At 68.9% G+C, this 24,882-nt stretch carries 30 protein-coding genes; 16 read left to right on the forward strand and 14 right to left on the reverse strand.

Translation table 11 applies throughout. The features are described from left to right. Both ACAM49_RS16530 and ACAM49_RS16535 read right to left on the reverse strand, forming a co-directional pair. Nucleotides 1–829 (reverse strand): PHP domain-containing protein (locus ACAM49_RS16530; protein WP_369636395.1); only part of this gene is annotated, 829 nt, incomplete at its 3' end. 29 nt (nucleotides 830–858) lie between these two features. Further along, nucleotides 859–1,002 (reverse strand): hypothetical protein, encoded by a 144-nt coding sequence (locus tag ACAM49_RS16535; protein ID WP_369636396.1) that lies wholly within the window; start codon nucleotides 1,000–1,002, stop codon nucleotides 859–861. A 191-nt stretch (nucleotides 1,003–1,193) separates the two neighbouring features. Between ACAM49_RS16535 and ACAM49_RS16540 the strand changes: the two genes are divergently transcribed. Next, nucleotides 1,194–1,589 (forward strand): VOC family protein, encoded by a 396-nt coding sequence (locus ACAM49_RS16540; RefSeq protein ID WP_369636397.1) that lies wholly within the window; start codon nucleotides 1,194–1,196, stop codon nucleotides 1,587–1,589. A gap of 4 nt (nucleotides 1,590–1,593) precedes the next feature. Then, on the forward strand, nucleotides 1,594–2,460 hold the full coding sequence (locus tag ACAM49_RS16545) for a sigma-70 family RNA polymerase sigma factor (RefSeq protein ID WP_369636398.1): 867 nt from the start codon (nucleotides 1,594–1,596) through the stop codon (nucleotides 2,458–2,460). 22 nt (nucleotides 2,461–2,482) lie between these two features. Here ACAM49_RS16545 and ACAM49_RS16550 read toward each other — a convergent pair whose 3' ends face one another. Continuing rightward, on the reverse strand, nucleotides 2,483–2,827 hold the full coding sequence (locus ACAM49_RS16550; RefSeq protein WP_369636399.1) for a hypothetical protein: 345 nt from the start codon (nucleotides 2,825–2,827) through the stop codon (nucleotides 2,483–2,485). A gap of 123 nt (nucleotides 2,828–2,950) precedes the next feature. On the opposite strand from ACAM49_RS16550, the gene ACAM49_RS16555 reads away from it, so the two are divergent. After that, the gene (locus ACAM49_RS16555) at nucleotides 2,951–3,928 is read left to right on the forward strand and encodes a zinc-binding dehydrogenase (RefSeq protein ID WP_369636400.1); all 978 of its coding nucleotides are present in this window, start codon (nucleotides 2,951–2,953) and stop codon (nucleotides 3,926–3,928) included. Here ACAM49_RS16555 and ACAM49_RS16560 read toward each other — a convergent pair. Further along, nucleotides 3,917–4,819: an SDR family NAD(P)-dependent oxidoreductase gene (locus ACAM49_RS16560; protein ID WP_369636401.1), complete on the reverse strand. Its 903-nt coding sequence runs from the start codon at nucleotides 4,817–4,819 to the stop codon at nucleotides 3,917–3,919. The two genes, ACAM49_RS16555 and ACAM49_RS16560, sit on opposite strands and share 12 nt — an antisense overlap. A gap of 112 nt (nucleotides 4,820–4,931) precedes the next feature. Here ACAM49_RS16560 and ACAM49_RS16565 point away from each other — a divergent pair, with 112 nt between their 5' ends. Continuing rightward, nucleotides 4,932–5,732, forward strand: a complete 801-nt coding sequence (locus ACAM49_RS16565; RefSeq protein WP_369636402.1) for a hypothetical protein — start codon at nucleotides 4,932–4,934, stop codon at nucleotides 5,730–5,732. Here the strand turns inward: ACAM49_RS16565 and ACAM49_RS16570 are convergent. Next, nucleotides 5,677–7,176 carry an MFS transporter gene (locus ACAM49_RS16570; protein ID WP_369636403.1) on the reverse strand — a complete coding sequence of 500 codons (1,500 nt, stop codon included), beginning with the start codon at nucleotides 7,174–7,176 and terminating at the stop codon, nucleotides 5,677–5,679. The genes ACAM49_RS16565 and ACAM49_RS16570 overlap by 56 nt on opposite strands. 112 nt (nucleotides 7,177–7,288) lie before the next feature. Here ACAM49_RS16570 and ACAM49_RS16575 point away from each other — a divergent pair, with 112 nt between their 5' ends. Further along, nucleotides 7,289–7,957, forward strand: coding sequence for a TetR/AcrR family transcriptional regulator (locus ACAM49_RS16575; RefSeq protein WP_369636404.1), 669 nt, complete (start codon nucleotides 7,289–7,291; stop codon nucleotides 7,955–7,957). A gap of 127 nt (nucleotides 7,958–8,084) precedes the next feature. Here ACAM49_RS16575 and ACAM49_RS16580 read toward each other — a convergent pair whose 3' ends face one another. Together ACAM49_RS16580 and ACAM49_RS16585 are read right to left on the reverse strand one after the other, a co-directional pair. Next, nucleotides 8,085–8,495 carry a YchJ family protein gene (locus ACAM49_RS16580; RefSeq protein ID WP_369636405.1) on the reverse strand — a complete coding sequence of 137 codons (411 nt, stop codon included), beginning with the start codon at nucleotides 8,493–8,495 and terminating at the stop codon, nucleotides 8,085–8,087. Between the two features lie 4 nt (nucleotides 8,496–8,499). Next, entirely contained in the window at nucleotides 8,500–8,904 is a 405-nt protein-coding gene (locus tag ACAM49_RS16585; protein WP_369636406.1) for a nuclear transport factor 2 family protein, read from the reverse strand. Between the two features lie 85 nt (nucleotides 8,905–8,989). On the opposite strand from ACAM49_RS16585, the gene ACAM49_RS16590 reads away from it, so the two are divergent. Further along, the gene (locus ACAM49_RS16590; protein ID WP_369636407.1) at nucleotides 8,990–9,544 is read left to right on the forward strand and encodes a PadR family transcriptional regulator; all 555 of its coding nucleotides are present in this window, start codon (nucleotides 8,990–8,992) and stop codon (nucleotides 9,542–9,544) included. 15 nt (nucleotides 9,545–9,559) lie between these two features. On the opposite strand, the gene ACAM49_RS16595 is transcribed toward ACAM49_RS16590, so the two are convergent. The 6 genes from ACAM49_RS16595 to ACAM49_RS16620 all read right to left on the reverse strand — a co-directional run bounded on the left by ACAM49_RS16595 (nucleotide 9,560) and on the right by ACAM49_RS16620 (nucleotide 13,564). Next, a complete protein-coding gene (locus tag ACAM49_RS16595) occupies nucleotides 9,560–9,817 on the reverse strand; it encodes a hypothetical protein (protein ID WP_369636408.1) in 258 nt (85 codons plus the stop codon). Between the two features lie 116 nt (nucleotides 9,818–9,933). After that, nucleotides 9,934–10,605, reverse strand: coding sequence for an O-methyltransferase (locus ACAM49_RS16600; RefSeq protein ID WP_369636409.1), 672 nt, complete (start codon nucleotides 10,603–10,605; stop codon nucleotides 9,934–9,936). Between the two features lie 71 nt (nucleotides 10,606–10,676). Further along, nucleotides 10,677–12,398 (reverse strand): urease subunit alpha, encoded by a 1,722-nt coding sequence (locus ACAM49_RS16605; RefSeq protein WP_369636410.1) that lies wholly within the window; start codon nucleotides 12,396–12,398, stop codon nucleotides 10,677–10,679. Beyond that, nucleotides 12,398–12,709, reverse strand: a complete 312-nt coding sequence (locus ACAM49_RS16610) for an urease subunit beta (RefSeq protein ID WP_369636411.1) — start codon at nucleotides 12,707–12,709, stop codon at nucleotides 12,398–12,400. Before ACAM49_RS16610 ends, ACAM49_RS16605 begins: the two co-directional genes overlap by 1 nt. A gap of 5 nt (nucleotides 12,710–12,714) precedes the next feature. Beyond that, a complete protein-coding gene (locus ACAM49_RS16615; RefSeq protein ID WP_369636412.1) occupies nucleotides 12,715–13,017 on the reverse strand; it encodes an urease subunit gamma in 303 nt (100 codons plus the stop codon). A 103-nt stretch (nucleotides 13,018–13,120) separates the two neighbouring features. Beyond that, a complete protein-coding gene (locus tag ACAM49_RS16620) occupies nucleotides 13,121–13,564 on the reverse strand; it encodes a PaaI family thioesterase (protein WP_369636413.1) in 444 nt (147 codons plus the stop codon). A 229-nt stretch (nucleotides 13,565–13,793) separates the two neighbouring features. Here ACAM49_RS16620 and ACAM49_RS16625 point away from each other — a divergent pair, with 229 nt between their 5' ends. The 4 genes from ACAM49_RS16625 to ACAM49_RS16640 all read left to right on the forward strand — a co-directional run bounded on the left by ACAM49_RS16625 (nucleotide 13,794) and on the right by ACAM49_RS16640 (nucleotide 17,747). After that, complete coding sequence (locus tag ACAM49_RS16625) at nucleotides 13,794–14,717, forward strand: LysR family transcriptional regulator (protein WP_369636414.1); 924 nt, start codon at nucleotides 13,794–13,796, stop codon at nucleotides 14,715–14,717. A gap of 54 nt (nucleotides 14,718–14,771) precedes the next feature. Beyond that, nucleotides 14,772–15,422, forward strand: a complete 651-nt coding sequence (locus ACAM49_RS16630; RefSeq protein WP_369636415.1) for a hypothetical protein — start codon at nucleotides 14,772–14,774, stop codon at nucleotides 15,420–15,422. Further along, nucleotides 15,419–16,525 (forward strand): nucleotidyl transferase AbiEii/AbiGii toxin family protein, encoded by a 1,107-nt coding sequence (locus tag ACAM49_RS16635; protein WP_369636416.1) that lies wholly within the window; start codon nucleotides 15,419–15,421, stop codon nucleotides 16,523–16,525. Before ACAM49_RS16630 ends, ACAM49_RS16635 begins: the two co-directional genes overlap by 4 nt. 64 nt (nucleotides 16,526–16,589) lie before the next feature. Next, on the forward strand, nucleotides 16,590–17,747 hold the full coding sequence (locus ACAM49_RS16640; protein WP_369636417.1) for a lipase family protein: 1,158 nt from the start codon (nucleotides 16,590–16,592) through the stop codon (nucleotides 17,745–17,747). A 26-nt stretch (nucleotides 17,748–17,773) separates the two neighbouring features. On the opposite strand, the gene ACAM49_RS16645 is transcribed toward ACAM49_RS16640, so the two are convergent. After that, nucleotides 17,774–18,481, reverse strand: coding sequence for a hypothetical protein (locus ACAM49_RS16645; protein WP_369636418.1), 708 nt, complete (start codon nucleotides 18,479–18,481; stop codon nucleotides 17,774–17,776). A gap of 135 nt (nucleotides 18,482–18,616) precedes the next feature. On the opposite strand from ACAM49_RS16645, the gene ACAM49_RS16650 reads away from it, so the two are divergent. The 6 genes from ACAM49_RS16650 to ACAM49_RS16675 all read left to right on the forward strand — a co-directional run bounded on the left by ACAM49_RS16650 (nucleotide 18,617) and on the right by ACAM49_RS16675 (nucleotide 24,716). Next, the gene (locus tag ACAM49_RS16650; RefSeq protein WP_369636419.1) at nucleotides 18,617–19,654 is read left to right on the forward strand and encodes a FecCD family ABC transporter permease; all 1,038 of its coding nucleotides are present in this window, start codon (nucleotides 18,617–18,619) and stop codon (nucleotides 19,652–19,654) included. A gap of 134 nt (nucleotides 19,655–19,788) precedes the next feature. Further along, nucleotides 19,789–20,814, forward strand: a complete 1,026-nt coding sequence (locus ACAM49_RS16655; protein ID WP_369636420.1) for a FecCD family ABC transporter permease — start codon at nucleotides 19,789–19,791, stop codon at nucleotides 20,812–20,814. After that, nucleotides 20,811–21,638 carry an ABC transporter ATP-binding protein gene (locus ACAM49_RS16660; protein ID WP_369636421.1) on the forward strand — a complete coding sequence of 276 codons (828 nt, stop codon included), beginning with the start codon at nucleotides 20,811–20,813 and terminating at the stop codon, nucleotides 21,636–21,638. The genes ACAM49_RS16655 and ACAM49_RS16660 overlap by 4 nt, the downstream gene beginning before the upstream one ends. A 78-nt stretch (nucleotides 21,639–21,716) precedes the next feature. After that, nucleotides 21,717–22,118 (forward strand): BlaI/MecI/CopY family transcriptional regulator, encoded by a 402-nt coding sequence (locus ACAM49_RS16665; protein ID WP_369636422.1) that lies wholly within the window; start codon nucleotides 21,717–21,719, stop codon nucleotides 22,116–22,118. A gap of 44 nt (nucleotides 22,119–22,162) precedes the next feature. Continuing rightward, nucleotides 22,163–23,104, forward strand: coding sequence for a M48 family metalloprotease (locus ACAM49_RS16670; RefSeq protein ID WP_369636423.1), 942 nt, complete (start codon nucleotides 22,163–22,165; stop codon nucleotides 23,102–23,104). Nucleotides 23,105–23,315: 211 nt separating this feature from the next. Next, entirely contained in the window at nucleotides 23,316–24,716 is a 1,401-nt protein-coding gene (locus ACAM49_RS16675) for a DEAD/DEAH box helicase (RefSeq protein WP_369636438.1), read from the forward strand. Nucleotides 24,717–24,882 lie beyond the last annotated feature (166 nt).

The raw sequence follows: 24,882 nt of genomic DNA on the forward strand, positions 1-24,882 counted from the left end.
GGAGGCGGGTGGGCGGGTCGCGGCGTTCGGGGCGGGAGTTGATCTCGACGGCGGTGCCGTGGTCGCGGCAGGCGGTGAAGACCGCTTCGGCGTCGAAGCTGGATTCGGGGCGGGTGCCGCGATTGCCCTCGACCAGGCGGCCGGTGCAGTGGCCGAGGATGTCGGCCTGACCGCTGGACACCGCGCGGACCATGCGCCGGGTCATGGCCGCGGATTCCATCTTGAGCTTGGAATGGACGCTGGCCACGACGATGTCGAGGCGGTCGAGCAGTTCGGGTTCCTGGTCGAGGGAGCCGTCGTCGAGGATGTCGACCTCGATGCCGGACAGGATCCGCATGGGTGCGAATCGGTCGCGGAGTTCGTCGAGGACGTCGAGTTGCCGGCGGAGACGGTCCGGGGACAGGCCGTTGGCGACGGTCAGCCGGGGTGAGTGGTCGGTGAGCGCGCAGTATTCGTGACCCAATGCCTGAGCGGCGGCCATCATTTCCTCGATGGGCGCCGAACCGTCGGACCAGTTCGAGTGCACATGCAGGTCGCCCTTCAGCGCCTTGCGGAGTTCGCCGCCACCCAGGTCCTTGACCGAGGTGCGCAGCTTGACCAGGGCGTCCGGCTCGCGCCCGGACCAGGCCTGCGCGATCACCGCGGCGGTCTTCGGCCCGATACCCGGCAGTGACTGCCAGTCGTTGGCCCGCCCCAGTTGCTGCCGTTGCGCGTCGTCGAGTCGCTCGATGATGTCGGCGGCATTGCGGTAGGCCATGACTCGCCGGGGGTCCTCGCGGGCGCGGTCCTTGAAGAACGCGATCTGACGCAGGGCGACGACAGGGTCCATCTCACCAGTGTGCGCGCCGCGGGGCCGCGCTATTCCACAACCTTGCCGATCAGCAGCAGGGACAGGATCACGCCCGCCACGACCACGACTCCCACATGGCCCGCGGAGACGGCGTAGTCGTAGGTCGAACCGGCGACGACCATCGCGATCACCAGGAAAAGTAGCCGCTTCACCGTGTCCTCCCGCGCACTCGCACCCACCGTAGGCGACGCGGATTCACCTGCGCTACAGCCGAATCGGTGACTGGCGACGCAGGGGCGACGGCTTGGCAGCGAAAGGTGTTGTTACCTTCGCGCGCACCTCCTCGTCATATGAGCGACGGCCCGAAAACACCAGGTCGTCGCATCGACGAATGGAGGACAGCATGCTGACGAACGTGATGTACGCGACGGTCTACGTGACCGACCAGGATCGCGCGCTGAAGTTCTACACCGAGGGCCTCGGACTCGAGAAGCACATCGATTTCCCGGGCCCGGACGGGCGATTCCTGACCGTGCGGGTCCCCGGCAGCCCGCTCGAGATCATCCTGTGGACCCATGGGCCGTCGGCCGGACAGCCGCTCGGGGCCGGAAACGAACTCGCGCCGGGCCCGCTTATCCTCGAGTCCGACGACCTGCGAAAGGACTTCGAGGTGTTCCGCGAGCGCGGCGTGACCTTCCTCGGCGACGCGCCCGAGGAATACCCGTTCGGTCTCCGCATCGAGGCGGTGGACCCGGACGGCAACCGGATCTCGCTGCGCCAGCAGCCCAAGGGACGGTGACCGGATGGAGACCAGGCCCGCCAATCCGGTGACCGCGACGTTCGAAGCGCATCGGGATCGATTGCGCGCGGTCGCCTTCCGCATGCTCGGCTCGCACGCCGACGCCGAGGACGTGGTCCAGGAGGCGTGGATGCGCCTGGCCCGGCAGGACGCGGCCGCCATCGAGAACCTGGCCGGCTGGCTCACCACGGTGGTGGGCCGAATCAGCCTGGACCTGCTGCGTTCTCGCGGCGCACGGCCCGAACAGTCCTTCGGGGACGGCATTTCGGAGGTCGTCGTGATCGACGACAGCCCGGAGCCGGAAGACCATGTCGCGCTCGCGGATTCGGTGGGTCTGGCTCTCCTGGTCGTCCTGGACTCGCTCGGCCCGAGCGAGCGGGTGGCGTTCGTGCTGCACGACATGTTCGGGGTGTCGTTCGCCGAAATCGGCCAGATCCTCGGCAAATCCGCCGACGCCACCAAGATGATCGCCAGCCGCGCCCGCCGCAAGGTCCGCACCACCGATCGCCCGTCAGCCTCCGGGCGCGCCCAGCGGGAGGTGACCCAGGCCTTCCGCGCGGCCGCGGTCGGCGGCGATTTCGAGGCGCTGCTGCGAGTGCTCGACCCGGATGTCCGGCTCACGGTCGACACTCCCGGCGGCACCTTCGTCACCTTGGGCGCGACCGAGGTGGCGGCCCGCGCCAAGATGTTCTCCGGCGAGGTCGCCCGCTACCAACCGGTGCTCGTCGACGACCGCCCCGGCTACCTGTCCTGGAACGAGCACGGCACGCCTGTCTCGCTCACCTCGTTCACGGTGTCGGACAACCGCATCGCCACCATCGCCATCCTCGTCGATCCGGCCCGGCTCGCCGCGCTGGATCTGCCCGCGTGACCTCCCGCACCGCACGGGTCGATCACCAACAGATGCCCTGCTGCGGATAGGCGAGGAACGCAACCACGAAGAACAGCGAGACGGCGGACGCGGTGGCGGCCAGGGCGATCGTGAACCGGGTGCGACGCACCGCGACCGCCACCAGAAAGGGTGCGGCCCAGAACAATCCGGACCCGATGACCCAGGGAATCCCGGCCGGATTCAACCGCGGGTGCAGATTCGCGTCGACGTCGCATCGGGTGTCCGCCACCGAGAACGCGCTGAGCAGCAGCAGGGAGATACCGACGGGATAGACCCAGAGCACCATGGCGACCCCGGCGAGCAGCCGGCCGCCGACCCGGCGGACACGGGGTGCAGTAATCGTCATGCCTCGATAGTCGATGCCGACAAGATCGTTTACCTGGGGGAATCTACTCGTTCTTGACCTGAACATATGTTGAGGTTGCAGAGTTCAGGGCAGTAGAGGAAGTCTTCAGCCAGAGGAGTTGTCGTGCGCGCCATTCGGCTTCATGAGTTCGGTCCTGCGGAGAATCTGCGATACGAGAGCATCGCCGACCCGGAGCCTGGGGCGGGACAGGTGCGGATCGCCGTCGAGGCGGCCGGGGTGCATCTGCTGGATACCTCACTGCGGCAAGGGATCGCGGGCGGGCCGATGCCGCTGCCGCAGTTGCCGACCGTTCCGGGGCGTGAGGTGGCGGGAACGGTCGACCAGGTCGGGTCGGGGGTCGATCCGAGTTGGGTGGGGCGGCGCGTGGTCGCCCATATCGGGCAGGTGCCGGGTGGGTACGCCGAACTCGTCGTGACCGAAGCCGAACGGCTACACGAGATTCCGGAGGGGCTCGACGCGGCCTCGGCGGTCGCCATGATCGGGACCGGCCGGACGGCGCTGGGCATTCTCGGCTTCGCGGACATCTCGGAGGACACGGTCGCCATCGTGCCCTCGGCGGCGGGCGGGATCGGGACCTTGCTGGTGCAGTACCTGGCCGCGGCCAGGGCCACCGTGATCGGTCTCGCGGGCGGAAAGGCCAAGGCCGATCAGGTTTTCGAGAACGGCGCGGATCTAGCGCTGGACTACCTCGATCCGTCGTGGCCGGAGGCCGTGCGGGCCAGGTACGGGGAGCGGCCCGCCACGATTCTGTTCGACGGTGTCGGCGGTGAGATCGCCCGCGCCGGAATCGATCTGCTCGGCAAGGGCGGCCTGCGCCTGGTGTTCGGATGGTCCGGCGGGCAGATCGACATCGATGAGCAGGCCCTCGCCGAGCGCGGCGTGACCTCCCAGGTGGTACTCGGCCCGCCCATGCTCGAACGCGCGGGCGGCTTGCGCGCCTTGGAGACCCGGGCGCTGGCCGAGGCCGCATCCGGTCGGCTGCGCCCGGCGGTGCAGCGTTTCCCGCTGGCGGAGGCGGCCGCGGCGCATCGGGCGCTGGAGCTGCGCGAGACCACCGGCAAGGTCGTGCTAGTCCCCTGACAGGCGCCCGAATCCGCGTTCCATGAAGCGTTGCGCGGCCCCGCGCCGCAGATCGGTCCAGGCCTGCACGGGTCCGGTCCACCACGGGGAGATCTCGCGGGGGCGCGCGACAACGGCGTGGCAGATGAGGTTGGCGGCCTCGTCGGCGGTGAGACCCGGGACGCCGGAGAAGTCGGTGGGCGCGCTCATGCGGGTATGGACCAGCGGCATGTAGACCGAGGTGGTGGTGACGCCGTCCGCGGCGATCTCGGTCGCCACGGTGCGCAGCCAAATATCGAAGGCGCCCTTGGACGCACCGTACGCCGCCCACCGCGGGGCGGGCGGCATCCGCAGTCCCCAGGTCGAGATGTTGACGATGTGCCCGCTGCCGCGCTCGCGCATGGCGGGCAGCAGGGTCAGCAGCAGGCGGACCGGACCGAGATAGTTGACGTCGATGGTGCGGGTGAAATCGTGGAAGCGGTCATAGGATTCGTCGATCGGACGGCGAATCGAGTGGCCCGCGTTATTGATCACCACGTCGACCCGCCCGTGCTCGGCGAGCACGGTGCGCCCTAACTCCTCGACCGCTTCGAAATCGGTGATGTCGGAGCTGTACACGTGCGCGGTCCCGCCCGCCGCGCGGATATCGGCGGCCACCGCCTCGAGGTCCTCCCGAGAGCGCGCCACCAGCAACACCGTCGCGCCCGCGTCGGCCAGTTTCTTCGCCGCCGCCTTGCCGATGCCGTGCGAGGACCCGGTCACCAGCACGACGGAATCGGAGGCGGCCTCGCGCAAGGATTTCTCGCGGGGGCGCGAGGTCGGATAGAAGATCCTGGTCGCCACCCGCTCCGCCAAGGGGCGGCCGTTCGACCCGGCCGGATTCCCACTGTTCGGGGCGTCTTGCTCAGCCACGATTCGAGGGTAACCGCAGGGCCGGTCCGTAATCGGGAATGAGTGGAAATACCCTGGGCGCGACCCGGATTCCCCGGCCAGGATGGAGTGCGGTGCACGGGGGAAGGAAGACATGACAATGCAAGCGCCGGAAACGGCGACACCGCAACGCGTCTCGATCTGGATGTGGATCGCCCGGGCGCTGGCCCTGGTGGTATTCGTGCCACCACGGTTGCTGTGGGAGGCGCTGAAGGCGATACCGCGTGTGCTCGCCGCGGCGTTCCGGCTGTTCACCGACCATCTCGCCCGACCGCTGGCGATCTTGTTCCGGGACTGGGTGTTCCGGCCGCTGCGCAATTTCGTCCGCGACTACCTGTGGCAGCTGCTGATCCAGCAATTGCTGTTCGGCCTGGTCCTCACGCCGTTGGGCGCGTTCCTGCTGGCGTATCTCCTGCGCCCGATGCAGCGCGCCATCGAGGAATGGGTGTGGCGGCGCGTGCTGAAACCCGGCATCCCCTGGGTGTTTCGCACCCTGATCCGTCCGGTCGCCGTCGGCTTGCTGCGCGCGGTCGTCTTCGCGTGGACCTGGCTGATCGAACCGGTCTACGACGCCGTCCGCATCGCCACCGTATTTCTCGGCACCTGGCTGATCGTGTGGCCGCTGCGGCAGTTGTGGCGCTGGATCCTGCGCCCGATCGTGCTGACGTTGATCGCCGTCGTGGTCTTCGGCTGGAAGGTGGCCACCACCGTCGTCGCGGTGACGGTGGTGGCTCCCTGCCGCTGGCTGAACCGCACTGTGCTGCAACCGCTCTTCGCGGCCGTCGCCCGCGCGTGGCGGGCATTGGCGAAACCGGTCCGCTGGGCGTATCAGAACGTCGTCATGCCGTGGCGTGCTCGCGCCGCGGAGATGTGGAGCCTGATTTCCGGCGGTTAGCGAAGAAGGCGACCGCCGCCATGGCGGCCAGCAGGACCGCACCCGTGGTGGTGGCGACGTGCATGCCGTCCACGAACGACTCGCGGGCCGAATCCACCAGCGCCGTATTGCCGCCCGCCTCGTTGATGGTCTCGCCGAGGGTGGGCCCGAAGTCGCCGCCGGAGCGGAACACCAGCGCCGCCAGGGATCCCAGCAGCGCCAGGCCCAGACCGTTGCCGAGTTCGAAGCTGGTCTCCGAGATGCCGACCGCCGAACCGGCCCGCTCCGGGGGCACCGACGAGACCGCCACCTCCGAGACGAGCGTGAACGCGATGCCGAAGCCCATGCCCGCCACCACGGAACCCGCGATGTACCAGCCGATCCCGCCGTCCACGCCGACCCCGAGCAGCATGAGGTTGCCCACCGCGGCCAGGCTCAACGCCAGCACGAAGGTGGTCTTGGTGCCGAGCTTGCGGCCGATGCGCGCGCCGCTCATCGAGAACACGAACACCACCACCGCCATCGGGATACCGAGCAGCGCCGACTGCAAGGCGTCGCGCCCGGTGACCGACTGCAGGTACATGCTGGTCAGGTAGCTCATACCGGCCAGCGCGAGCATGCCGACGGTGCTGGAGCCGATGGCCACCGAGAACAGGCCCCGGCGGAACAGGCTCAGGTCCAGCAGCGGTTCGGCCAGATGCGTCTGGCGGCGGATGAACGCGGTCAGCAGCAGCGCGCCGATGACCCCGATGCCAACCGCGGGCAGATCGAATCCCTCGGCGGCGCAATGCTTGATCGCGTACACGATGGGCAGGATGCCACCGATGGACAGCAGCACGCTCACCCAATCCAGGGGCCCGCGCCCGGCCGCGCGATGCTCGGGCAACAGCATCGGCCCGAAGACCAGCAGCACCAGCAGCACCGGGGTGTTGATCAGGAACACCGATCCCCACCAGTAGTGGTGCAGCAGCACACCGCCGATGATCGGCCCGACCGCCGACCCGCCCGCGAAGAACGCCGTCCACACGCCGATGGCGGTGGCGCGCGCCCGGTCCTCGGGGAACAGCGTGGAGATCAGCGCCAGGCTCGAGGGCAGCAGCGTCGCGCCGCCCACGCCCATGAGCGCCCGCGCCGCGATCAGCACGCTCGCGCTCGGCGCGAACGCGGCCAGTACCGAGGCGATGCCGAAGACCGTGGCGCCGGCCAGCAGAATATTGCGGCGGCCGATCCGATCGCCGAGATTGCCCATGGTGATGAGCAGGCCCGCGATCATGAAGCCGTAGATGTCGAGGATCCAGAGCTGTTGTGTCGCGGACGGATCCAGGCTCTGGGTCAGCGTCGGCATGGCCAGGTAGAGCACCGACATATCCATCGAGACCAGTAGCACCGGCAGCAGCAGCACGGCCAGGCCGGCCCAGGCACGGCGCGGCGTCTTCACGTCGGGACGCGCGAGGGTACTCGTCATGACCTATCCTTCGGGCTGATGTGCGGCTGATACGAAAGGCGCGCGTACGGTGTACGCGCAGCAACGGGTACAGTGTACGCATAACCGGTGCGGGAAGGAAAGAATTCGTCCGATGACCGAGGCCAAGCTCACCCGAGCCGCCATCGTCGACACCGCCATCGCCCTGGCCGACGAGTCCGGACTCGATGCCCTGTCGATGCGCCGCATCGCCGAACGCATGAATGCCGGAGCCATGTCGCTCTACCGGCACATCCCCAACAAGGACACGCTGCTGGCGGCCATGACCGATGAGGTCTCGCGCCGCAATCTCTACCCCTCTGCCGAGGGGCAGAACTGGACCTGGCGTGACCGCGTGCGCATTGCCGCCGAGGTGGATTGGCGGCTCTACCAGGAACATCCGTGGGTGCTGTTCACCTTCGCGGTGCCGCGCTACAACTTCGGCGAGCACAGCCTGATCGTGCTGGCCTGGCTGGTCGAGGGCTTCACCGAACTCGGCGTCGACACCCGTGAGGCGACGCGGATGTCGCTGTCGGTGTGGAGCTATATCGCCGGCGTCGCGCTTCAGGAGGTCAGCGCCCGACTGCTGCAGGGCCGCGACAGCAGCGGCGATGACCGCTCCGGCCTCAATGCCCTGCTCGACGGCGATCCCCGCTGGCCGACACCGCCCGCGCTCGCGGCACTGGAAGGTACGACCGATACCGCTCTGCTGAACCCGGAACACCTGCTCGAATCCGGACTCGCCGCGCTCTGCGACGGGTTCGAGGCGCGCGCCGCTCGCTGAATTCGCCGAAACCGGGGACCGGCAGCGCTGTCGAATCCCCTTGTCCGACATCGCATGCACACTTGCACGCGCTGCAAATTCGCAGCGCGCGCAAATGCGCATGTGGTGTTCTACCCGGATTTCCCGGTCAATCCTTGATGTCGCCGTCGAGGTAGACCCATGCCCCGTTGTCGCGGCGGAAGCGGCTGTTCTCGTGCAGCTGCCCGGCCGCACCCCCGGCGCGATAGTGGGCGCGGAACTCCACCGTGCCCTCGCTGTGAAACGGCGAGCCCCCGGTCACGCCGAGGATCTCGAGCCGCTCCCACCGTAGTCCCGGGTCGAAATCCACCTCGGCGGGCCGGGTTTCGGGATCCCAGCTGCGCAGCAGATACGCCTCGTCGTGCACCGCGAAGGCACTGAACCGCGAGCGCATCAACTGTTCGGCCGTCGTCGCCTGCGCTTCCCCCCGATGCAGCCGCCCGCAGCAGTCCGCGTAGGTCGCGGGCAGTCCGCACGGGCAGTCTGCGGGGATCGGCTGGGTCTTGCGGCGCTTCGACATGGGGTCAAGCGTAGAAGCTGCGTCCCTCGGCCCCGCCGGACACCGACCACACCTCCACGATCTGGCCGTTCTCGAAGCGCAAGATGTCGGTGCCGCTGAGGTCGCGAACCACGATGCCGTCCTGGACGATTCGGGCACCGTAGGGCCGCGCCACGATTCCGCTTCGGGCGTCGGCCATCTCGACCACCGGCACGCCCTGCGCCGAGTACTCGAGACCGGGCCGCTCGGCGCGGAACTTGTCGATCTTGGCCGCGAGACCGGCGCGGTCGCGGATCTCGTCGAAGTCGGACGCGCCCGGCTGGGCATAGCGGAGGGTGAATTCGGGCGCCATGATCTCGTCGACCAGGTCGAGGTCGCCGTTCCACAGGGCGGTCCAGCGGGTGAACAGGTCGATGCCGTAGTCACGCATGTCAACTCCATAGTCTCATTGATACCGTCTTGCTGAGACCAAGGTATAGTCTCAGTGAGACGGTGTCAATGGAAGGGATCAAACGATGGCCGAACTCGGACCGCAGGACCACATCGTGCTGGGTCTGATCGCCCGGCACGGACCGCTGACCCCGTACGACCTGAAGGTCCGGATCGAGGAGAGCGTCGACAAGTTCTGGCCGATCCCGCACGCGCAGCTCTATCGGGTGCCGCCGCGGCTGGCCGAACAGGGATTGCTGCGCGAGGAGGCCGAGGAGAGCGGACGCCGCCGCCGCGTCTTCCACCTGACCGATGCCGGGCGCGCCGAACTCACCCGCTGGCTCGGTGATCCGAGCTCACCGCAGCCGGAGACCCGCGATCCCGCGCAACTGAAGCTGTTCTTCGCCGATCTGGGCGAGCCCGGCGACGTGGTGGCGCTGGCCCACAATCAGGCCGCCGAGCACCGCCGCTGGCTCGAGCTCTATCGCGAGCTGTACGAGGAGATCGATCCGGACGACAGCGTCCGCGCGGTCTCACGGGCCCGGGTGCTGCGGCTGGGCATCATGCACGAGCAGGCGTACGTGGATTACTGGGAGGAACTGGCCGCGAATCCCGAGCAAGCGCCGGGATCGCGAAAGTGACCGTGCGCCGGGAAGTTACGAGTTCCGTACCGGGGTGATCGACACCGAGGTGGAGTGATTGGCCCGCTGATCCTGATCGGAATCGGCGCGGTGCGGGTGCTCGCCGCGATAGAGGACGGTCGCGAGGACCCCGACCACGAGGACCAGCGCGGCAACGGGTGCGACCGTGAATACGGCCTTGCGTACCCGCACGAGCGCACCCTGTTTCGGCTCCGGCTCCCGAGGGGCCATGAAGGCGGGCGGCGGGAAGGTGGGGCCGTACGGATCGTTCATTGTTATGACCGTATTGACCCGACCCACAGGATGCCAGGCAACTACTCAGCAATCGAAGGCGAAGCGGGTGAACCGGGCAGATATCCCCAGCTCATCCGCGTGGAGTGAGCTCCGACTCAGTCGTCCTCGTCCAGCACGACCGCGTAGGCGAATCCGTCCCAGCCCTTACCGCCGACGGTCTGCAATACGGTCCCGTCCAATCGCGGCTCGGCGGCGATCAATTCGATGACCTCGCGGCTGGCCCGCACGGCCGCGTCCGCCGAATCGGCGTCGGAGATCCCGCCATTGCGCACCACATTGTCGACGATGATCACCGATCCCGGCCGGGTCAGCCGCAGCGCCCACTGCACATAATTCGCGTTGTTGACCTTGTCGGCATCGATGAACACCAGATCGAACGCCTCGGCCCCTTCCTCGGCGAGCACCGGCAGCGAATCCAGTGCCGCACCCACCCGGATCTCCACCCGCTCCCCCACACCCGCGCGATCCAGATTCCCCCGCGCGGTCTCCGCATGCTTCGGCTCGTACTCGAGCGTCACCACCTGCCCGGACTTCCCCACCGCCCGGGCCAGCCACGTGGTGCTGTACCCACCCAGCGTCCCGATCTCCAGCACCCGCCGCGCCCGCACCGACTTCGCGATCAGATACAGGAACTTCCCCTGCGGCGGCGACACATCGATGGCGGGCAGCCCCGCCGCCGCGTTCGCCCGCAGGGTCTCCGAATCACCGTCCCCTACCAGGGTTTCCACCAGATAGCTGTCAACTTCGGCCCACTCGGCTTTCGTCATACCCGAAGTCTGCCACTGCTTTCCGCACACTCCCAGCGTTGTACTCGAGCCGAGGGTTTCGGAACCGACGGTCAGAACAGGAAGTACCGCTGGGCCATGGGCAGTTCGGTGGCGGGCTGTTCGGCCCACACCTCGCCGTCGATGCGGACGGTGAAGGTGTCCGGGTCGACCTCGATGCGGGGCATGGCGTCATTGTTGGGGAGGTCGGCCTTGGTGCGGCGGCGAACGTTGGCCACCGGGGCCAGCTTTCGGTTCACGCGCAGTCGGTTGGCCAGGCCGTCCTCGATGGCCTGCTCGGAGACGAAGTGCAGGGACGTACCTGCTGCCACGCTGGGGGCCGCGCCGAACATGGGGCGCGGCAGCACCGGCTGCGGGGTCGGGATGGAGGCGTTGGCGTCGCCCATGGCGGCCCAGGCGATCGCGCCGCCCTTGAGGACCGCGTGCGGGCGGACGCCGAAGAAGGCCGGTTCCCACAGCACCAGGTCGGCCAGTTTGCCGACCTCGATCGAGCCGACCTCGTGGTCGATGCCATTGGTGACCGCCGGGCAGATGGTGTATTTCGCGACGTAGCGCTGCACCCGGTTGTTGTCGGCCGCCCCGTCGCCGGGCAGCGCGCCGCGGCGGCGCTTCATGACGTGCGCGGTCTGCCAGGTGCGCATGACCACCTCGCCGATGCGGCCCATGGCCTGGGCGTCGGAGCCGATCATGGAGATCGCGCCCAGATCGTGCAGCAGATCCTCGGCGGCGATGGTGGAGGGCCGAATCCGGCTCTCCGCGAACGCCAGATCCTCCGGGATGGACGGGCTCAGGTGGTGGCACACCATGAGCATGTCGAGGTGCTCGTCGAGGGTGTTGACGGTGTGCGGCCGGGTCGGATTGGTGGAGCTGGGCAGCACATTGAGATGCGAAGCGACGGTGATGATGTCGGGCGCGTGCCCGCCGCCCGCGCCCTCGGTGTGATACGAGTGGATGGCCCGGCCGCGGATGGCGGCGAGGGTGTCCTCCACGAATCCGGCCTCGTTCAAGGTGTCCGAATGCAGGGCCACCTGGACACCGGACGCGTCGGCGACGGTGAGGCAGTGGTCGATGGCGGCCGGGGTGGTGCCCCAGTCCTCGTGCAGCTTGAAACCGCCAGCGCCGCCGCGCAATTGCTCCCACAGCGCGTCCTCGCGGACGGTATTGCCCTTGCCCAGCAGCAGGATGTTCACCGGCCAGGCGTCGGTGGACTCCAGCATGCGGGCCAGATGCCAGGACCCCGGGGTGACGGTGGTGGCCTTGGAGCCCTCGGCCGGGCCGGTGCCGCCGCCGACCAGGGTCGTGATGCCGCCCGCCATGGCCTCGTCGAGGATCTGCGGGCAGATGAAGTGCACGTGGCAGTCGATGGCGCCCGCGGTGACGATGCGGCCGTTGCCCGCGATGATCTCGGTCGAGGGCCCGACCACCAGGTCCGGGTGCACCCCGCTCATGGTGTCCGGATTTCCGGCCTTGCCGATGGCGGTGATGCGGCCGTCACGAATGCCGATGTCGGCCTTGATGATTCCCCAGTGGTCGACGATCACCACGCCGGTGATGACGGTGTCGGGGGTGCCCTCCGCGCGGGTGGCGCGGGCCTGGCCCATGGATTCGCGCAGCACCTTGCCGCCGCCGAACACGGCCTCGTCGCCCGCGAGACCCGGTCCGCCGCAGCGGTCCTCGGTGATCTCGATGAGCAGATCGGTGTCCGCCAGGCGGATTCGGTCGCCGACGGTGGGGCCGAACAGTTCGGCGTAGCGGGCGCGGGACAATTCGGCCATCAGGCATCCAGCTTTCCGGGTGGGGTGAGGCTGATTCCGTGCACCTCGCGGGCGCCGCCCAGCGGGACCAGCGAAACCCGCTGGCCCAGACCGGGTTCGAAGCGCACCGCGGTGCCCGCGGGGATGTCGAGGCGGCGGCCGTGGGCGGCTTCGCGGTCGAATTCCAGGGCGGAGTTGGCCTGCGGGAAGTGCACGTGCGAGCCGACCTGGACGGGCCGGTCGCCGGTGTTGACGACATCGAGTTCGATGCGGTCCGCACCCGGGTTCAGTTCGATCGTGCCGTCGGCACAGAGGTATTCACCAGGAATCATCGGTGTCATCCGATCGGGTGGTGGACGGTGACGAGCTTGGTGCCGTCCGGGAAGGTGGCCTCCACCTGCACGTCGTGGATCATCTCCGGCACGCCGTCCATGACGTCGTCGCGCGTGAGCACGGTCCGCCCCGAGGCCATCAGCTCGGCGACGGTGCGCCCGTCCCGCGCGCCCTCGAGCACGTGGTCGGTGATGAGCGCGATCGCCTCCGGATGGTTCAGCTTCAGTCCGCGAGCCTGTCGCCGCCGCGCCAGCTCGGCCGCGTAACTCAGCAGCAGGCGTTCCTGCTCGTGCGGCGACAATCGCATTCGGACTCCTCGTCGAATCGCGGGGACGGATCGTCGGTCATTCTGGCACGGCCCGCGTTACCAGCATGTTTCGGCAATAGCAGACCTTCGGGTCTGCCCGATTTCAGTTCTGCGCGTTGAGATTCTGCAGCCGCACCTGGCCCCGCGCGACCGTCCGATCCTGCTCGTCGGTGATCACCACGACCCACAGCTGCTGCGAGCGCCCACGGTGGATCGGCGTGGCCACGCCGGTCAGCTTCCCCTCCCGCACCGCCCGCAGGAAGTCGGTGTTGTTGTTGACCCCGACCACGGTCCCGCGCTCCCCCAGCCACGCGCTCGCCGCCACACTGGCGAGCGTCTCGATGACCGTGCAGTACACGCCGCCGTTGGCGATTCCGGCCGGCTGATGCTGCTGCGCGGTCACCACCCACTCCGCCGTGGCCCCGTCCCCGCTCAGCTCGGTGAACTTCAGCCCGAGCAGATCGGTGAAGGTCCCGGCACTGAGCTTGTTCATCAGTTCCGGCGTCACATCGGCCATGGACTTGATCGAGGCGAACTCATCACTCATGGCTCCACGTTCGCACGCGGGATCTTGATACGAAGCGGCGGGCTCCCCCAATCGGGGAGGCCCGCCGCGGCAGCGGACCGGGGATCTCGGCAGCCCTCCGGATCGACGCTCGGTCCTGACGCCGGTTCCTAGTGTAGGTCAGCCTTACCTAACAAAGCAAGCCTGTCGGCGGGCAGCGGCCAATCATGTCGGCGGCGCGAAATCGGCGGGGCTGCTATGCGTAGAAGTCATGACCTTCAGTGACGCCTCGCTGACCGCCCTGCGCGTGTTCCGGGAGGTCGCCGAGCGCGGGACGCTCACGGCGGCGGCAATGGCCTTGGGCTACACCCAGTCCGCGGTGTCGCGGCAGATCGCCAGCCTGGAGCGCGCCGCCGGGACACCGCTACTGGAGCGCCATCACGACGGCGTGCGGTTGACGCCCGCCGGGCGCATCGTGGCCCGGCGGGCCTCGGCAGTGATCGACCAGATCGACACGACCGCACGGGAATTGGCCGGGATCCCCGAGGAGCGGGCGACGGTGCGGCTCGGCTGGTTCGCCAGCGCCGGGGCCGCGCTGGTCCCGGACGCTCTGGTGCGGCTGCGGCGTACACACCCCGGCATCACCGTGGTGGGCCGGGAAGGCGGTACGCCCACGCTCGTCCGGGCCCTGCGAGCGGGAACCATCGACCTCGCACTGGTCGCCTCGCCACCGCCCTACCGGCCGCTCGATGCGGAAACGCCTGCGCTGCAGGAGCAGATCCTCACCGATCGCAGCCTGCGCATCGCGGTCCCCGCCGACCATCCCCTCGCGCGCGGCGAGCACATCGACATCGCCGACCTGCGCGGCCAATCCTGGATCGCGGGCACCGGCGACGACCGTTCCCTGGGCGTCTGGCCCGGTCTCGACGAACGCCCGGTCATCGCCCACACCGTCCGGGATTGGCTGGCCAAGCTGAATCTCGTTGCCGCCGGCTGCGGAATCACCACCATCCCAGCGAGTCTCGCCCCGGCCTGCCCGCCCGGCGTCCGCGTCCTCCCCGTCCGCGGCGGCCCGACCGAGACCCGTCGCCTCCTCCTGGCCCGCCTGCCCGGCCCACTCCCCGACCCCGTCGCCCGGGTCGCCGAAGCCCTGCGCGCCGCCGCCATCGAATCCGCGCGCGACGCGAACGACTGACCGCCGCAAGAAAACCGGGCGACGCCGCCCGCCGCGGTTTGCGACCATGGCCCGATGACCGCGACGGCCCCACCGAAGATCCACGGCGATTTCGAAGCGCACCTCACCGTGCGCTCCGCTTACGCCGAGGCGCTCGAACGGTACGCCGCCGCCAACGGATTGAAGTACACCCACATCGTGCTGGACCGCGGACGCGTCCCCTCCCAGCCCATGCTGACCATCCGCGCCTCCGGACCCCTTGCCGTGGTGCGCGATTCGATCGCGGCCCTGACCGCCCGGCTGGATGCCGCCGGATTTCCCGTCGTCCGCACCAAGATCGAGGCGACGCCGTGGGCCACCGGCGTGCCCACCTTCGACGCCGAAGCCACGGTCCTGGGTCCGCGCTGCTACTTCGAGCACCACATCAAGCTGCTGCTCACCCCGGAAACCGACCTGCGCGCACTGACCGCCCACGCCGTCGCCCATTCCGCACACCTGTCCGCCAATGCCCGCCGCACCCGAACCGACGGCCGCACCGAACGTTTCGTCACCCAGCGCTGCCGCTTGGTCGGCGATGCCACAGCCGCCGCCCGGCACCTGGCCCTGCTGGCGGCATTACGGACCGCGGGCTACGACATCCTTTCCGCCGAGCGGGAATTCGTGGTCCACGACAGCGACGAATCGATCGACGCCGGTTGGATCATCGAAGGAGGGGAACACCCATGACCATCACACCCCGGGACGCCTCGGAGCCGGACCCGATCCTCGCGCGCCGCGAAGCCCTCGACATCGTGCTCGAGGCGGTCGCGGATTCGCCGTGGCGTGAGCATCTGATGCTGCGCGGCAGCATCCTGCTGCGGGGCTGGCTGGGCCTGGACGCGCGCGAGCCCGGCGATGTGGATTTCGTTGTGCTGCCGCAGGGGTGGGCGTTCCACAGTGAGCGGACCGAGACGATGCTGCGCGATATCGCCGAGCGGGTGGCCACGGCGGCCGAACGGTCGGAGTCGATTCGGATCCAGGCGTCCGAGGTCGACTACAGCGAAATCTGGACCTACGACCGTGTCCCCGGCCGGCGTCTGAATCTGCGGTGGACCGCCCTCGACGCCCGGATTCGGTCGGGAAACGCCCAGGCCGACTTCGTGTTCAACGAGCCGCTGCCGCAACCGCCGCAATGGACCGAGATCCCGCGCCTGGGCGCGCCCGGCGCCCCCGTCCGTCTGCTGGCGGCCAGCCCGGAGCTGTCGTTGGCGTGGAAGGTGCGGTGGCTCACCGAGGATCGCTATCCGGAGGGCAAGGATCTCTACGACGCGGTGCTGCTCGCCGAACGCTTCGGCCCCGACGCCCAGCTGCTACGCACGGTCAGCCCGGAGACGTGGTTCCACGAGTTGCCGGAGCTGACGGCCGCCGTCGACTGGGATGAGCTCATCTGGTCTCGTCCGGAGCTGACGGGCCAATTGGACGCCTTCGCCTGGCGACTCATCCTGGCCCTCGCTCCCGTCTTCCCCGATCAGCTGGCCGATTTCCGTACCCGTCTCGGGCGCACCCTCGACTGGACCGTGAAGGAGGCTCGTCGCCGCACCGAGAAGGACCGGGACGAAATCCTGCTCGAGGATGGGCTCGAGCGGTGGGCCGAGCTGACGACGGTCCAGCGATTGCTCGCGGTGCAGGCGGAATACGGGTGCGACCTGGCGGTGGCCGCGGAACGCATCGCGGTGGCCAGACAGCGCAATCAGCAGATTCCAGGCATCGAACACCGCGTGGATCCCTACCTGGTGGCCGACACCGTCGAGCGTTGGAGTGACTCGTCGGCCGGAAATGCCGGGGGCTGACCGCTCTCGGGGCCGATAATGCGACAGGGCCATCCGTGTTGCTGAATCCACCCGAAGGAGCAGCGTGCGAGCAGGAGTCATCCTCCCGATACTGGCCGTCGCGCTGCTCGCGGCGTGCGGCACATCCACCGAAACGCCCGCACCGAAGCCGGATTCACCCGGGAAACTGATCTCGAAGCGGCCGCTGGAGAACCTGGATTCGGCGTTGTCCGCGGCGGCCGGGTCGGCGACCTATGTCCGGTACGAGTCGACCTCGCCGACCGGGCAGCCGATCGAGGTGTCGGGGGCGGTGTTCGTGCCGAAGGGCCAGGCGCCGGCGGGTGGGTGGCCGGTGATCGCGTTCGCGCACGGGACCTCCGGGGTGGTCAGTGCGTGCGCGCCGACGAATTCGCCGACGTTGTTCGGGTCCGCGCCCTCGGTCGAGGCGATGCTGGCCGGGCATCGAGCGGTGGTGATGACCAACTATCAGGGGCTGGACGGTCCCGGGCAGGCGCCGTACCTGGATACGCCGTCATCCGGGTATGACGTGCTGAATTCGGTTCGGGCCGCGCACGCGACCGGACTGCCGCTGGCCGGGGACACGGTGCTGGTCGGGGCGTCCCAGGGTGGACGGGCCGCGGAGTCGGCGTCGGAAACCGCGAAAGCCTATGCGCCGGAGTTGAAGATCCACGGCACGGTATTGCTGTCCCCCGCGCTGGAGCTCCGGTTCGCCGATACGGTCCGCAGCCGCAGTCTGAATGCCCCGGACCAGTATCTGATCCTGCCGTATCTCGTTGCGGCGGTGCGCTACAGCCATCCTGAATACGGCTACGACCAGGTGATCCACGGTGATTTGCTCAGCGCCGCACCGCGTCTGGAATCCCAGTGCACCGGTCAGGTGACCCCGGACGAACTCGCCGTCGCCAATGCGGGCAATCCCGACGAGGTCGCGTTCGTCGACGACGCGGCGGCGCAACCGTTCACCGACCTGCAGAACCGCACCAACCTGCCGAAATCCGCGACGTCCCTCCCCACCTACATCGCACGCGGCGATGACGACAGGCTCGTGGTCACCGCGTGGTCCACCGCCGCGGTCACCGAGATGTGCACGCTGGGCACTCCCGTGCACGATCTGGTGGTCCCGGGCGGCCACGACGCACCCGCCGCCGTGGCCGACCGGTGGCTGGGCTGGATCTCGGACCTGTTCGCCGACAAGCCCTTCGCCTCCACCTGTCCGTCCTGACCCATGCCGTGCCCGGGCAGCACCCGCTAGCGCACGAAGCAGGCCCGGCGCACCGGTAGACCGCGATCCTCGAACGCCGCCAGCATGGCCTGGCCGCGGCGCGCGCCGTCCGACGAGGAGGTACGGGCCAGCGCCGGAACATAGGTGGCGGCCCCGACCACGGATTCGGCCACCAGCGACCAGAATCGGCGCTGCCCGAGCCCGGCGCAGCGGGCCATCGCCTCCTGCACCAGGGTCAGCGCGGGAATGCAGCGGTGCGCCAGCCACACATACAGCGCCGCCTCGCACGGCAGCGCCACCACCCCGGCCTGCCGGGCCAGCAGATCGCCGTCCACCACCCGGATCGTGGTGTCGGACAATCCCGCCCAGTCGATGCCGCCGTCATTGTCGGTGTGGATCCACAGGTTCTCCAGGCCCGGATCCCAGGCCCGCCCCTCCGACACCACCAGCGCCAGCACCCGCCCGACCACCGCGTGGATCAGCGCGGTGGCCACCACCTCGGCGGCGATATCGGCATTGCTCATCTCCGCGACGTGACGCCGGTACATCAACTCGATGCGGCCCTCATGGATCCCGTCGGCCAGCCGCCACCACCGGCGTTTGCCCTGGTCGGCCATGGCGGCGACGGCGTAGACGCGCGGGTGTTCGGGTTGCAGCGCGCGCAGGCGGTTACAGGCCAGCCCGAAGGCGAGCAGGGAATCGCGCGGCGGGCACACGGTTACGGGTTCGAGCATCGAACCTCCTCATCATCGACTGTTCGGCCATTGCATTAGCGAATGAGAACCACTGCATGGACAACGAGAACGGGAAGATAGGTTAGGGTTACCATACTTATCGAGCAATGAACGCGTCAGGAGTAGTTCGTCACCGTGCCCGCCGTAGTCACCAACAGACGGCGACGTCTGCTCGGACTTCTCGTTCTCACCGCGTTATTGCTGGTCGCGGTGGCCGCCAGCATTGCCCTCGGATCCCGCAATCTGGGACTGGGCACCGTCTACGACGCGCTCGTTTGCCCTGGTGGAACACCGCTTTCGTGTCCGGCCGCGGATTCGGCGACCCAGATCGTGCGCGAATTACGGCTCCCCCGAACCGGACTCGCCCTGATCACGGGTCTGGCCCTGGGCATGGCCGGGGCATTGATCCAGGGCTACACCCGAAACCCGCTGGCCGACGCGGGATTACTCGGGATCAACGCCGGTGCGGCCTTTCTGGCGGCTTTGAGCATCCATCTGCTCGCGCTCACCACGCCCGCGCAGTACATCTGGTTCGCCTTCGCGGGCGCACTGCTGGCGGGCCTGGTGGTGTTCGGCGTCTCCGCCGTCGGCGGCGGCAAGGCCAGCCCGCTGAGCCTGGTCCTGGCGGGCGCGGCCGTCACGGCGTTCCTGCAGGCCATGACCAATATCGTTGTCCTGCTGGACGGCACGGCCCTCAACACCTACCGCTACTGGGTGGTCGGCGATGTGGCCGGACACGACGCCTCCACCTTCCGCCAGATCCTGCCGTTCCTGATCCTGGGCGCGATCCTGGCCCTGGCCTCGGCCCCAGGTCTCAATCTCCTCGGACTCGGCGACGATGTGGCGCGCGGCCTGGGCGTCAATCTCGCCCGCACCCGCACCCTGGGCCTGGCCGCCGTCGTCCTGCTCGCGGGCGCGGCGACCGCGGCCGTCGGTCCGATCGCCTTCCTCGGCCTGATCGTCCCACACCTGGCCCGCGCCCTGACCGGCCCGGATTACCGCTGGCTGCTGCCCTATTCGGGTCTACTCGGCGCGGTGGTCCTGCTCCTGGCCGACACCACCGGACGCCTGATCGCCCGCCCCGGAGAACTCCAGGCGGGCATCACCCTGGCGGCCCTGGGCGCACCGTTCTTCATCCTGCTCGTCCGCCGCCGAAAGCTCGTGAGCCTGTGAGTCTTCCAACACCTCCCACCAGCGAAGCAGGCGCTGTGAGCCCCGGCGACCCGCCGGCAAACGCTGCCTCCGGCACGAAATCGGCGACATTGCACGCTGTTCGGCCCGCGCTACGGGTCGGGAAACTCTCGACTGTGCTGCGTGTCGGTGCGCTGCTGACGGTGATCGGGCTCGTGGCCTTGCTGTTCGGGCTGTTCGCGCTGGATATCGCGCTGGGCGAGTTCAGGATTCCGATCGGCAAGGTGCTGGATGTGCTGGGCGGCGGGGGAACACGGGCGCAGCGGTTCGTCATCATGGACTCGCGGCTGCCGCGAGCATTGACCGCGGTGGTGGTCGGTGCCGCGCTCGGATTGGCCGGGGCGGTGACGCAGTCGATTCTGCACAATCCGCTGGCCAGCCCGGATCTGCTGGGCATCACCTCGGGTGCCAGTTGCGGGGCGGTCGCGGTGCTCGTCGGCATGGGCGGCGTCGCCACCGGTACCGCGGCGGCACTGGGTGTTTCGGCGGCCGCGTTGATCGGCGGACTTCTCACGGCCGTGCTCATCTATCTGCTGGCCTGGGGTCGGACCACGACCGGCGACAGTGGGGTCATGGGATTTCGCTTGGTGCTCATCGGGATCGGTGTGAACGCGGCGCTGCTGTCGGTGGTGAGCTGGCTGCTGACGCGGGCGACGCTGACCGATGCCGCGCATGCGCAGCAGTGGCTGACCGGCTCGCTCAATGCCGCCGATTGGTCGACTCTCGTGCCCGCCTCGATCGGACTCGGGCTGGCATTGCTGGTCACGGCCGGATCCGCCCGGACCCTGGCCACCCTGCGTTTCGGCATCGACACCACCCGGGTCCTCGGCGTCCGCATCCAAACCCAGCAGGCGATTCTCATTGCGGCAGCGGTCGTCTGTGCCGCCCTGGCGACCGCGGCGGTCGGCCCGCTCGGCTTCGTCGGCCTGGCCGCGCCGCAGATCGCGCGGCGACTGCTGCGCACCCCCGGTGAGCCGATCATCGCCTCCGCCCTGGTCGGAGCCATCGCCGTGGTCGGCGCGGACCTGCTCGCGCGCACCGCCTTTCCCGTCTCGCTGCCGGTCGGCGTGGTCACCGCGGCGGTCGGCGGACCGTTTCTGCTGTATCTGCTCGTTCGCGCCAACCGGAAGGCCACCCTGTGACTCTCGCTGCGGAAAACATCACCCTCGGCTATGGCGAGCGGGTCATCGTGGACGGGCTGTCGGTCGATATCGAGCCCGGGCTCATCACCACCGTCATCGGCCCCAACGGCTGCGGCAAGTCGACCCTGCTGCGCTCGCTGGGTCGACTCCTCCGCCCCAAGTCCGGCCGAGTCCTGTTGGACGGCAAGGCCATTTCCACCATGAAGACCAAGGACGTCGCCCGGATCGTCGGCATGCTGCCGCAGACCCCGGTCGCGCCGGAAGGTTTGACCGTGGCGGATCTGGTGGCGCGGGGGCGGCATCCGCATCAGTCGTGGCTGCGGCAATGGTCGGCCGACGACGAGGCCGAGGTGGCGACCGCGCTGGAGCAGACCGGCATCGCGGATCTGGCGGGGCGCACCCTCGACGAGCTCTCCGGCGGTCAGCGGCAGCGGGCCTGGATCTCCATGGCTCTCGCCCAGGGCACCGACATCCTGCTGCTGGACGAGCCGACCACCTACCTGGATCTCGCGCATTCGCTCGAGGTGCTCGATCTGGTCGATCGTCTCCACGACGACCTCGGCCGCACGGTGGTCATGGTGCTGCACGATCTGAATCTGGCGATCCGCTACAGCGACCGTCTGATCGTCATGCACGCCGGGCGCATCGTCGCCCAGGGTCTGCCCGCCGACATCATCACCGCCGATCTTTTGCGCGAAGTTTTCGGCCTGCGCGCCGAGGTGCTCGAGGATCCGGTGTCGGGTCGACCGATGATCGTGCCGATCGGCACCCGGCATGTGCACGCGTCCGCGCTCACAGATATGCCGGTCGACGCCGGGGTATAAGGAATACCACACCAGCTACCACCCGGTTACGACGACCTGTAGTACGCATTCCTGTCGTTGTCTCCGTAAACTTGTGGAATGGCAGGTCTTGGTGAACTCGAGAAAGCGGTCATGGACCAGTTGTGGTCGGCCGACGAACCGCAAACGGTCCGGCAGGTCCATGAAGCACTCGCTGAGCGTCGTGAACTCGCGTACACCACGGTGATGACCGTTCTGCAGCGCTTGGCGAAGAAGAATCTGGTGGTCCAGCAGCGCGATGACCGCGCGCATCGCTACGCCCCGGTGCACACTCGCGACGAGCTCGTCGCCAGTCTGATGTTCGATGCGCTGCAGCAAGCCGATGAGGTCGGGAGCCGCCGGGCGGCCCTGGTGCACTTCGTCGAACAGGTGGGTGCGGATGAGGCTGCCGCATTGCGCGATGCACTCGCTAAGCTCGAAGCCACCGAGGTCGCGCGCAAGGACAAACCCGAGTCCAAATAGCCGTATCCTCGGCCCGAGCCCCACAACGCAGTGAGCTGAGGACATTGGACTGGACAGCGCCGGTATTCGCCGGTCTCGCCCTGTTGTTGGCGGGACCGGTGCCAGCGCTGCTCAGCCGAGCCACCTGGCCCTATCGCAGTCCCCGTGCGGCGCTGGTGCTTTGGCAGGCGATCGCGCTGGCGGCGGTGCTGTCCGCCTTCGGTTCCGGGCTCGCCATCGCCTCGCGGCTGCTGGTGCCCGGCGCGGACGGCCGCCCCACCACCACGCCCAGCAAGGAGATCGACGCGCTGGGTCTGCCGCTGTGGCTGGCGCTGGTGTTCGTCTTCGCGCTCACCCTGCTGGTCGGCGCCCGGCTCATCTGGTCGGTGATCCGGGTCGGCATCCACACCCGGCGTCGCCGCGCCCGCCATCGCATGCTGGTCGACCTGCTCGATCAGTCCAGCGTGCAACGCAAGGCGGCCGATATCCGGGTGCTGGCGGCCACCGAGCCGATCGCCTACTGCCTGCCCGGCATTCGCCAGCGCGTGGTGCTGAGCCAGGGCACCGTCACCAACCTGTCCGATCAGGAACTGACCGCCATCGTCAGCCATGAGCGCTCCCACCTGCGCGCCCGCCACGACCTGGTGCTCGAGGCGTTCACCGCCGCGCACGAGGCGTTCCCGCGGGTGGTGCGCTCGAAATCCGCGCTGGACTCGGTGAAGCTGCTCATCGAGCTGCTCGCCGACGACTCGGCGGTCAAGGTCACCGGGCCCACGCCCCTGGCCCGCGCGCTGGTGGCCTGCTCGAATTCGCCCGCCCCGCAGGGCGCGATGGCCGTCGGCGGCCCCACCACCCTGATCCGCATCCAGCGCCTCGCCGGTCCCATCGGCGATCTGCGCATCGCCGTCGCCGCGTATCTGGCGGCGCTGGCCATCCTCGTGGTCCCGACCCTCGCGGTGGCCATCCCCTGGCTGGTCGAACTCAGCCGACTGGTCAGCCGTGCCTGAAACCCACCCGCACGTCCCCGAATCCGGCTCGGGCGCGGCGGGTTCCGCCGTGCCCACGTCCGGAACGCGCTCACCCGCGTCCGGAACACACTCGAATCCAGCCCAGGAGGCCGAAATCCACACCGCCGCGTCGCCCACCGCCAAGCACTCGTCCGCCGCGGAGGGGTCGACGCCGGCCACGTTCGCCGATCTCGGGCTGCCCGTGGTGTTGGTGCAGGCGCTGCGGCGCAACGGGATCGACAAGCCATTCCCGGTGCAGCGCGCGGTGATTCCGGACATCCTGGCCGGGCGCGATGTGCTGGGGCGGGCCGCCACGGGTTCCGGCAAGACCCTCGCCTTCGGGCTGCCGCTGCTGGCCCGGCTGTTCGGCGCCCCGAGCCAGCCCAAGCGCCCGCGCGGCCTGATCCTGGCTCCGACCCGGGAACTGGCCATGCAGATCGAATCGGCGCTGGACGAGCCCGCGCTGGCGCTCGGCTTGCGCTTGGCCACCGCGGTCGGCGGGCTGCCGATCAAGAAGCAGGAGGAGCGGATCGCGCGCGGGGTGGACGTGGTCATCGCGACGCCGGGACGGCTGACCGACCTGCTCGGACGGAAGGCCGTGGCGCTGACCGATATTCGGGTGGTCACAGTGGACGAGGCTGACCACATGGCCGAACTCGGCTTCCTGCCGCAGCTCACGGCCCTGCTCAACAAGGTGCCCGGCGACGCTCAGCAGTTGCTGTTCTCCGCGACCCTCGACGGCGCGATCGACGAACTGGCGCAGCGTTATCTACGCGATCCGGCCTGGCATTCGGTCGGCACGGAGTCTTCCGGCGGCGAGTCGGGCGCGGCAGCTACGCAGGGCACGGACCCTGCTCGGACCGAGGCGGATTCGGGCGTACCGGCGGATTCGGGCACAGTGGCAGATTCGGGTGCACAGGCCAGCAGCGGGGGTGCTGCGCGCGCATCGGCGGTCCCGGAAATCGCGCACTACGCGCTGCGGGTGCGGCGCACCGACAAGCGGCTGGTCGTCACCGAGATCGCGGCCAGGTCGGGACGCACCCTGCTGTTCGTGAAAACCCAGTACGGCGCCGACAAGCTGGCGCGCAAGCTGCGCGAGGAGGGCATCGGGGCGGTCGCGCTGCACGGCGGGAAGGTGCAGAACCAGCGCACCCGGACCCTGGCCGCGTTCGCGGACGGCACCGCGCCGGTGCTGGTCGCCACCGATATCGCCGCGCGTGGCCTGCATATCGACGACGTCTCGCTGGTCGTGCACGTCGACCTGCCCGCCGATCCGAAGGACTATCTGCACCGGACCGGCCGCACCGCCCGCGCGGGCGCCTCCGGCACGGTGGTCACCATCGTCACCCCCGACAATGCCGACGAGGCCGCCCAGCTGGCTCGGCTCGCCGGTCTCACGCTCACCGACGTGGAGGTTCGCCCGGGTGATCGGCGGCTCGCCGAGATCACCGGCGCCCGCCGCCCCTCGGGTCGCCCGGTATCCGATCCATCGACGCCCGTAGCCGCCCAATCGGATTCGCGCGACCAGCCTCGGGTGTGGACGCGGCCCAAGGGCGAGAGCCGTCCGCACAACAAGAAGCGGAAGCCGGGCGCACGCCGCACTTCCCGTTGACGCCAACACGTTTGGATGTTCCTACGACACGCCCGCGAAATCCGGCGAGTTTTCCGGCAAATCGGACGAGATTGAGATAACTCGGAGCCCTCACACAGCTCTGGCAATCTTTTGGCAAACTCTTCTGGTGGGCTGTCACGCACACCGGCCGAACCATCCGGATCGA

Origin of the sequence: Nocardia sp. JMUB6875 (assembly GCF_041154655.1) — a bacterium.
GTDB lineage: Bacteria > Actinomycetota > Actinomycetes > Mycobacteriales > Mycobacteriaceae > Nocardia.

Excerpts from the sequence above, each read along its gene's own strand:
- ACAM49_RS16540 (WP_369636397.1), top strand. The coding sequence starts at position 1,194 with ATGCTGACGAACGTGATGTACGCGACGGTCTACGTGACCGACCAGGAT.
- ACAM49_RS16545 (WP_369636398.1), top strand. The coding sequence starts at position 1,594 with ATGGAGACCAGGCCCGCCAATCCGGTGACCGCGACGTTCGAAGCGCAT.
- ACAM49_RS16550 (WP_369636399.1), bottom strand. The coding sequence starts at position 2,827 with ATGACGATTACTGCACCCCGTGTCCGCCGGGTCGGCGGCCGGCTGCTC.
- ACAM49_RS16565 (WP_369636402.1), top strand. The coding sequence starts at position 4,932 with ATGACAATGCAAGCGCCGGAAACGGCGACACCGCAACGCGTCTCGATC.
- ACAM49_RS16570 (WP_369636403.1), bottom strand. The coding sequence starts at position 7,176 with ATGACGAGTACCCTCGCGCGTCCCGACGTGAAGACGCCGCGCCGTGCC.
- ACAM49_RS16575 (WP_369636404.1), top strand. The coding sequence starts at position 7,289 with ATGACCGAGGCCAAGCTCACCCGAGCCGCCATCGTCGACACCGCCATC.
- ACAM49_RS16580 (WP_369636405.1), bottom strand. The coding sequence starts at position 8,495 with ATGTCGAAGCGCCGCAAGACCCAGCCGATCCCCGCAGACTGCCCGTGC.
- ACAM49_RS16585 (WP_369636406.1), bottom strand. The coding sequence starts at position 8,904 with ATGCGTGACTACGGCATCGACCTGTTCACCCGCTGGACCGCCCTGTGG.
- ACAM49_RS16590 (WP_369636407.1), top strand. The coding sequence starts at position 8,990 with ATGGCCGAACTCGGACCGCAGGACCACATCGTGCTGGGTCTGATCGCC.
- ACAM49_RS16595 (WP_369636408.1), bottom strand. The coding sequence starts at position 9,817 with ATGAACGATCCGTACGGCCCCACCTTCCCGCCGCCCGCCTTCATGGCC.
- ACAM49_RS16600 (WP_369636409.1), bottom strand. The coding sequence starts at position 10,605 with ATGACGAAAGCCGAGTGGGCCGAAGTTGACAGCTATCTGGTGGAAACC.
- ACAM49_RS16605 (WP_369636410.1), bottom strand. The coding sequence starts at position 12,398 with ATGGCCGAATTGTCCCGCGCCCGCTACGCCGAACTGTTCGGCCCCACC.
- ACAM49_RS16610 (WP_369636411.1), bottom strand. The coding sequence starts at position 12,709 with ATGATTCCTGGTGAATACCTCTGTGCCGACGGCACGATCGAACTGAAC.
- ACAM49_RS16615 (WP_369636412.1), bottom strand. The coding sequence starts at position 13,017 with ATGCGATTGTCGCCGCACGAGCAGGAACGCCTGCTGCTGAGTTACGCG.
- ACAM49_RS16620 (WP_369636413.1), bottom strand. The coding sequence starts at position 13,564 with ATGAGTGATGAGTTCGCCTCGATCAAGTCCATGGCCGATGTGACGCCG.
- ACAM49_RS16625 (WP_369636414.1), top strand. The coding sequence starts at position 13,794 with ATGACCTTCAGTGACGCCTCGCTGACCGCCCTGCGCGTGTTCCGGGAG.
- ACAM49_RS16630 (WP_369636415.1), top strand. The coding sequence starts at position 14,772 with ATGACCGCGACGGCCCCACCGAAGATCCACGGCGATTTCGAAGCGCAC.
- ACAM49_RS16635 (WP_369636416.1), top strand. The coding sequence starts at position 15,419 with ATGACCATCACACCCCGGGACGCCTCGGAGCCGGACCCGATCCTCGCG.
- ACAM49_RS16645 (WP_369636418.1), bottom strand. The coding sequence starts at position 18,481 with ATGCTCGAACCCGTAACCGTGTGCCCGCCGCGCGATTCCCTGCTCGCC.
- ACAM49_RS16665 (WP_369636422.1), top strand. The coding sequence starts at position 21,717 with ATGGCAGGTCTTGGTGAACTCGAGAAAGCGGTCATGGACCAGTTGTGG.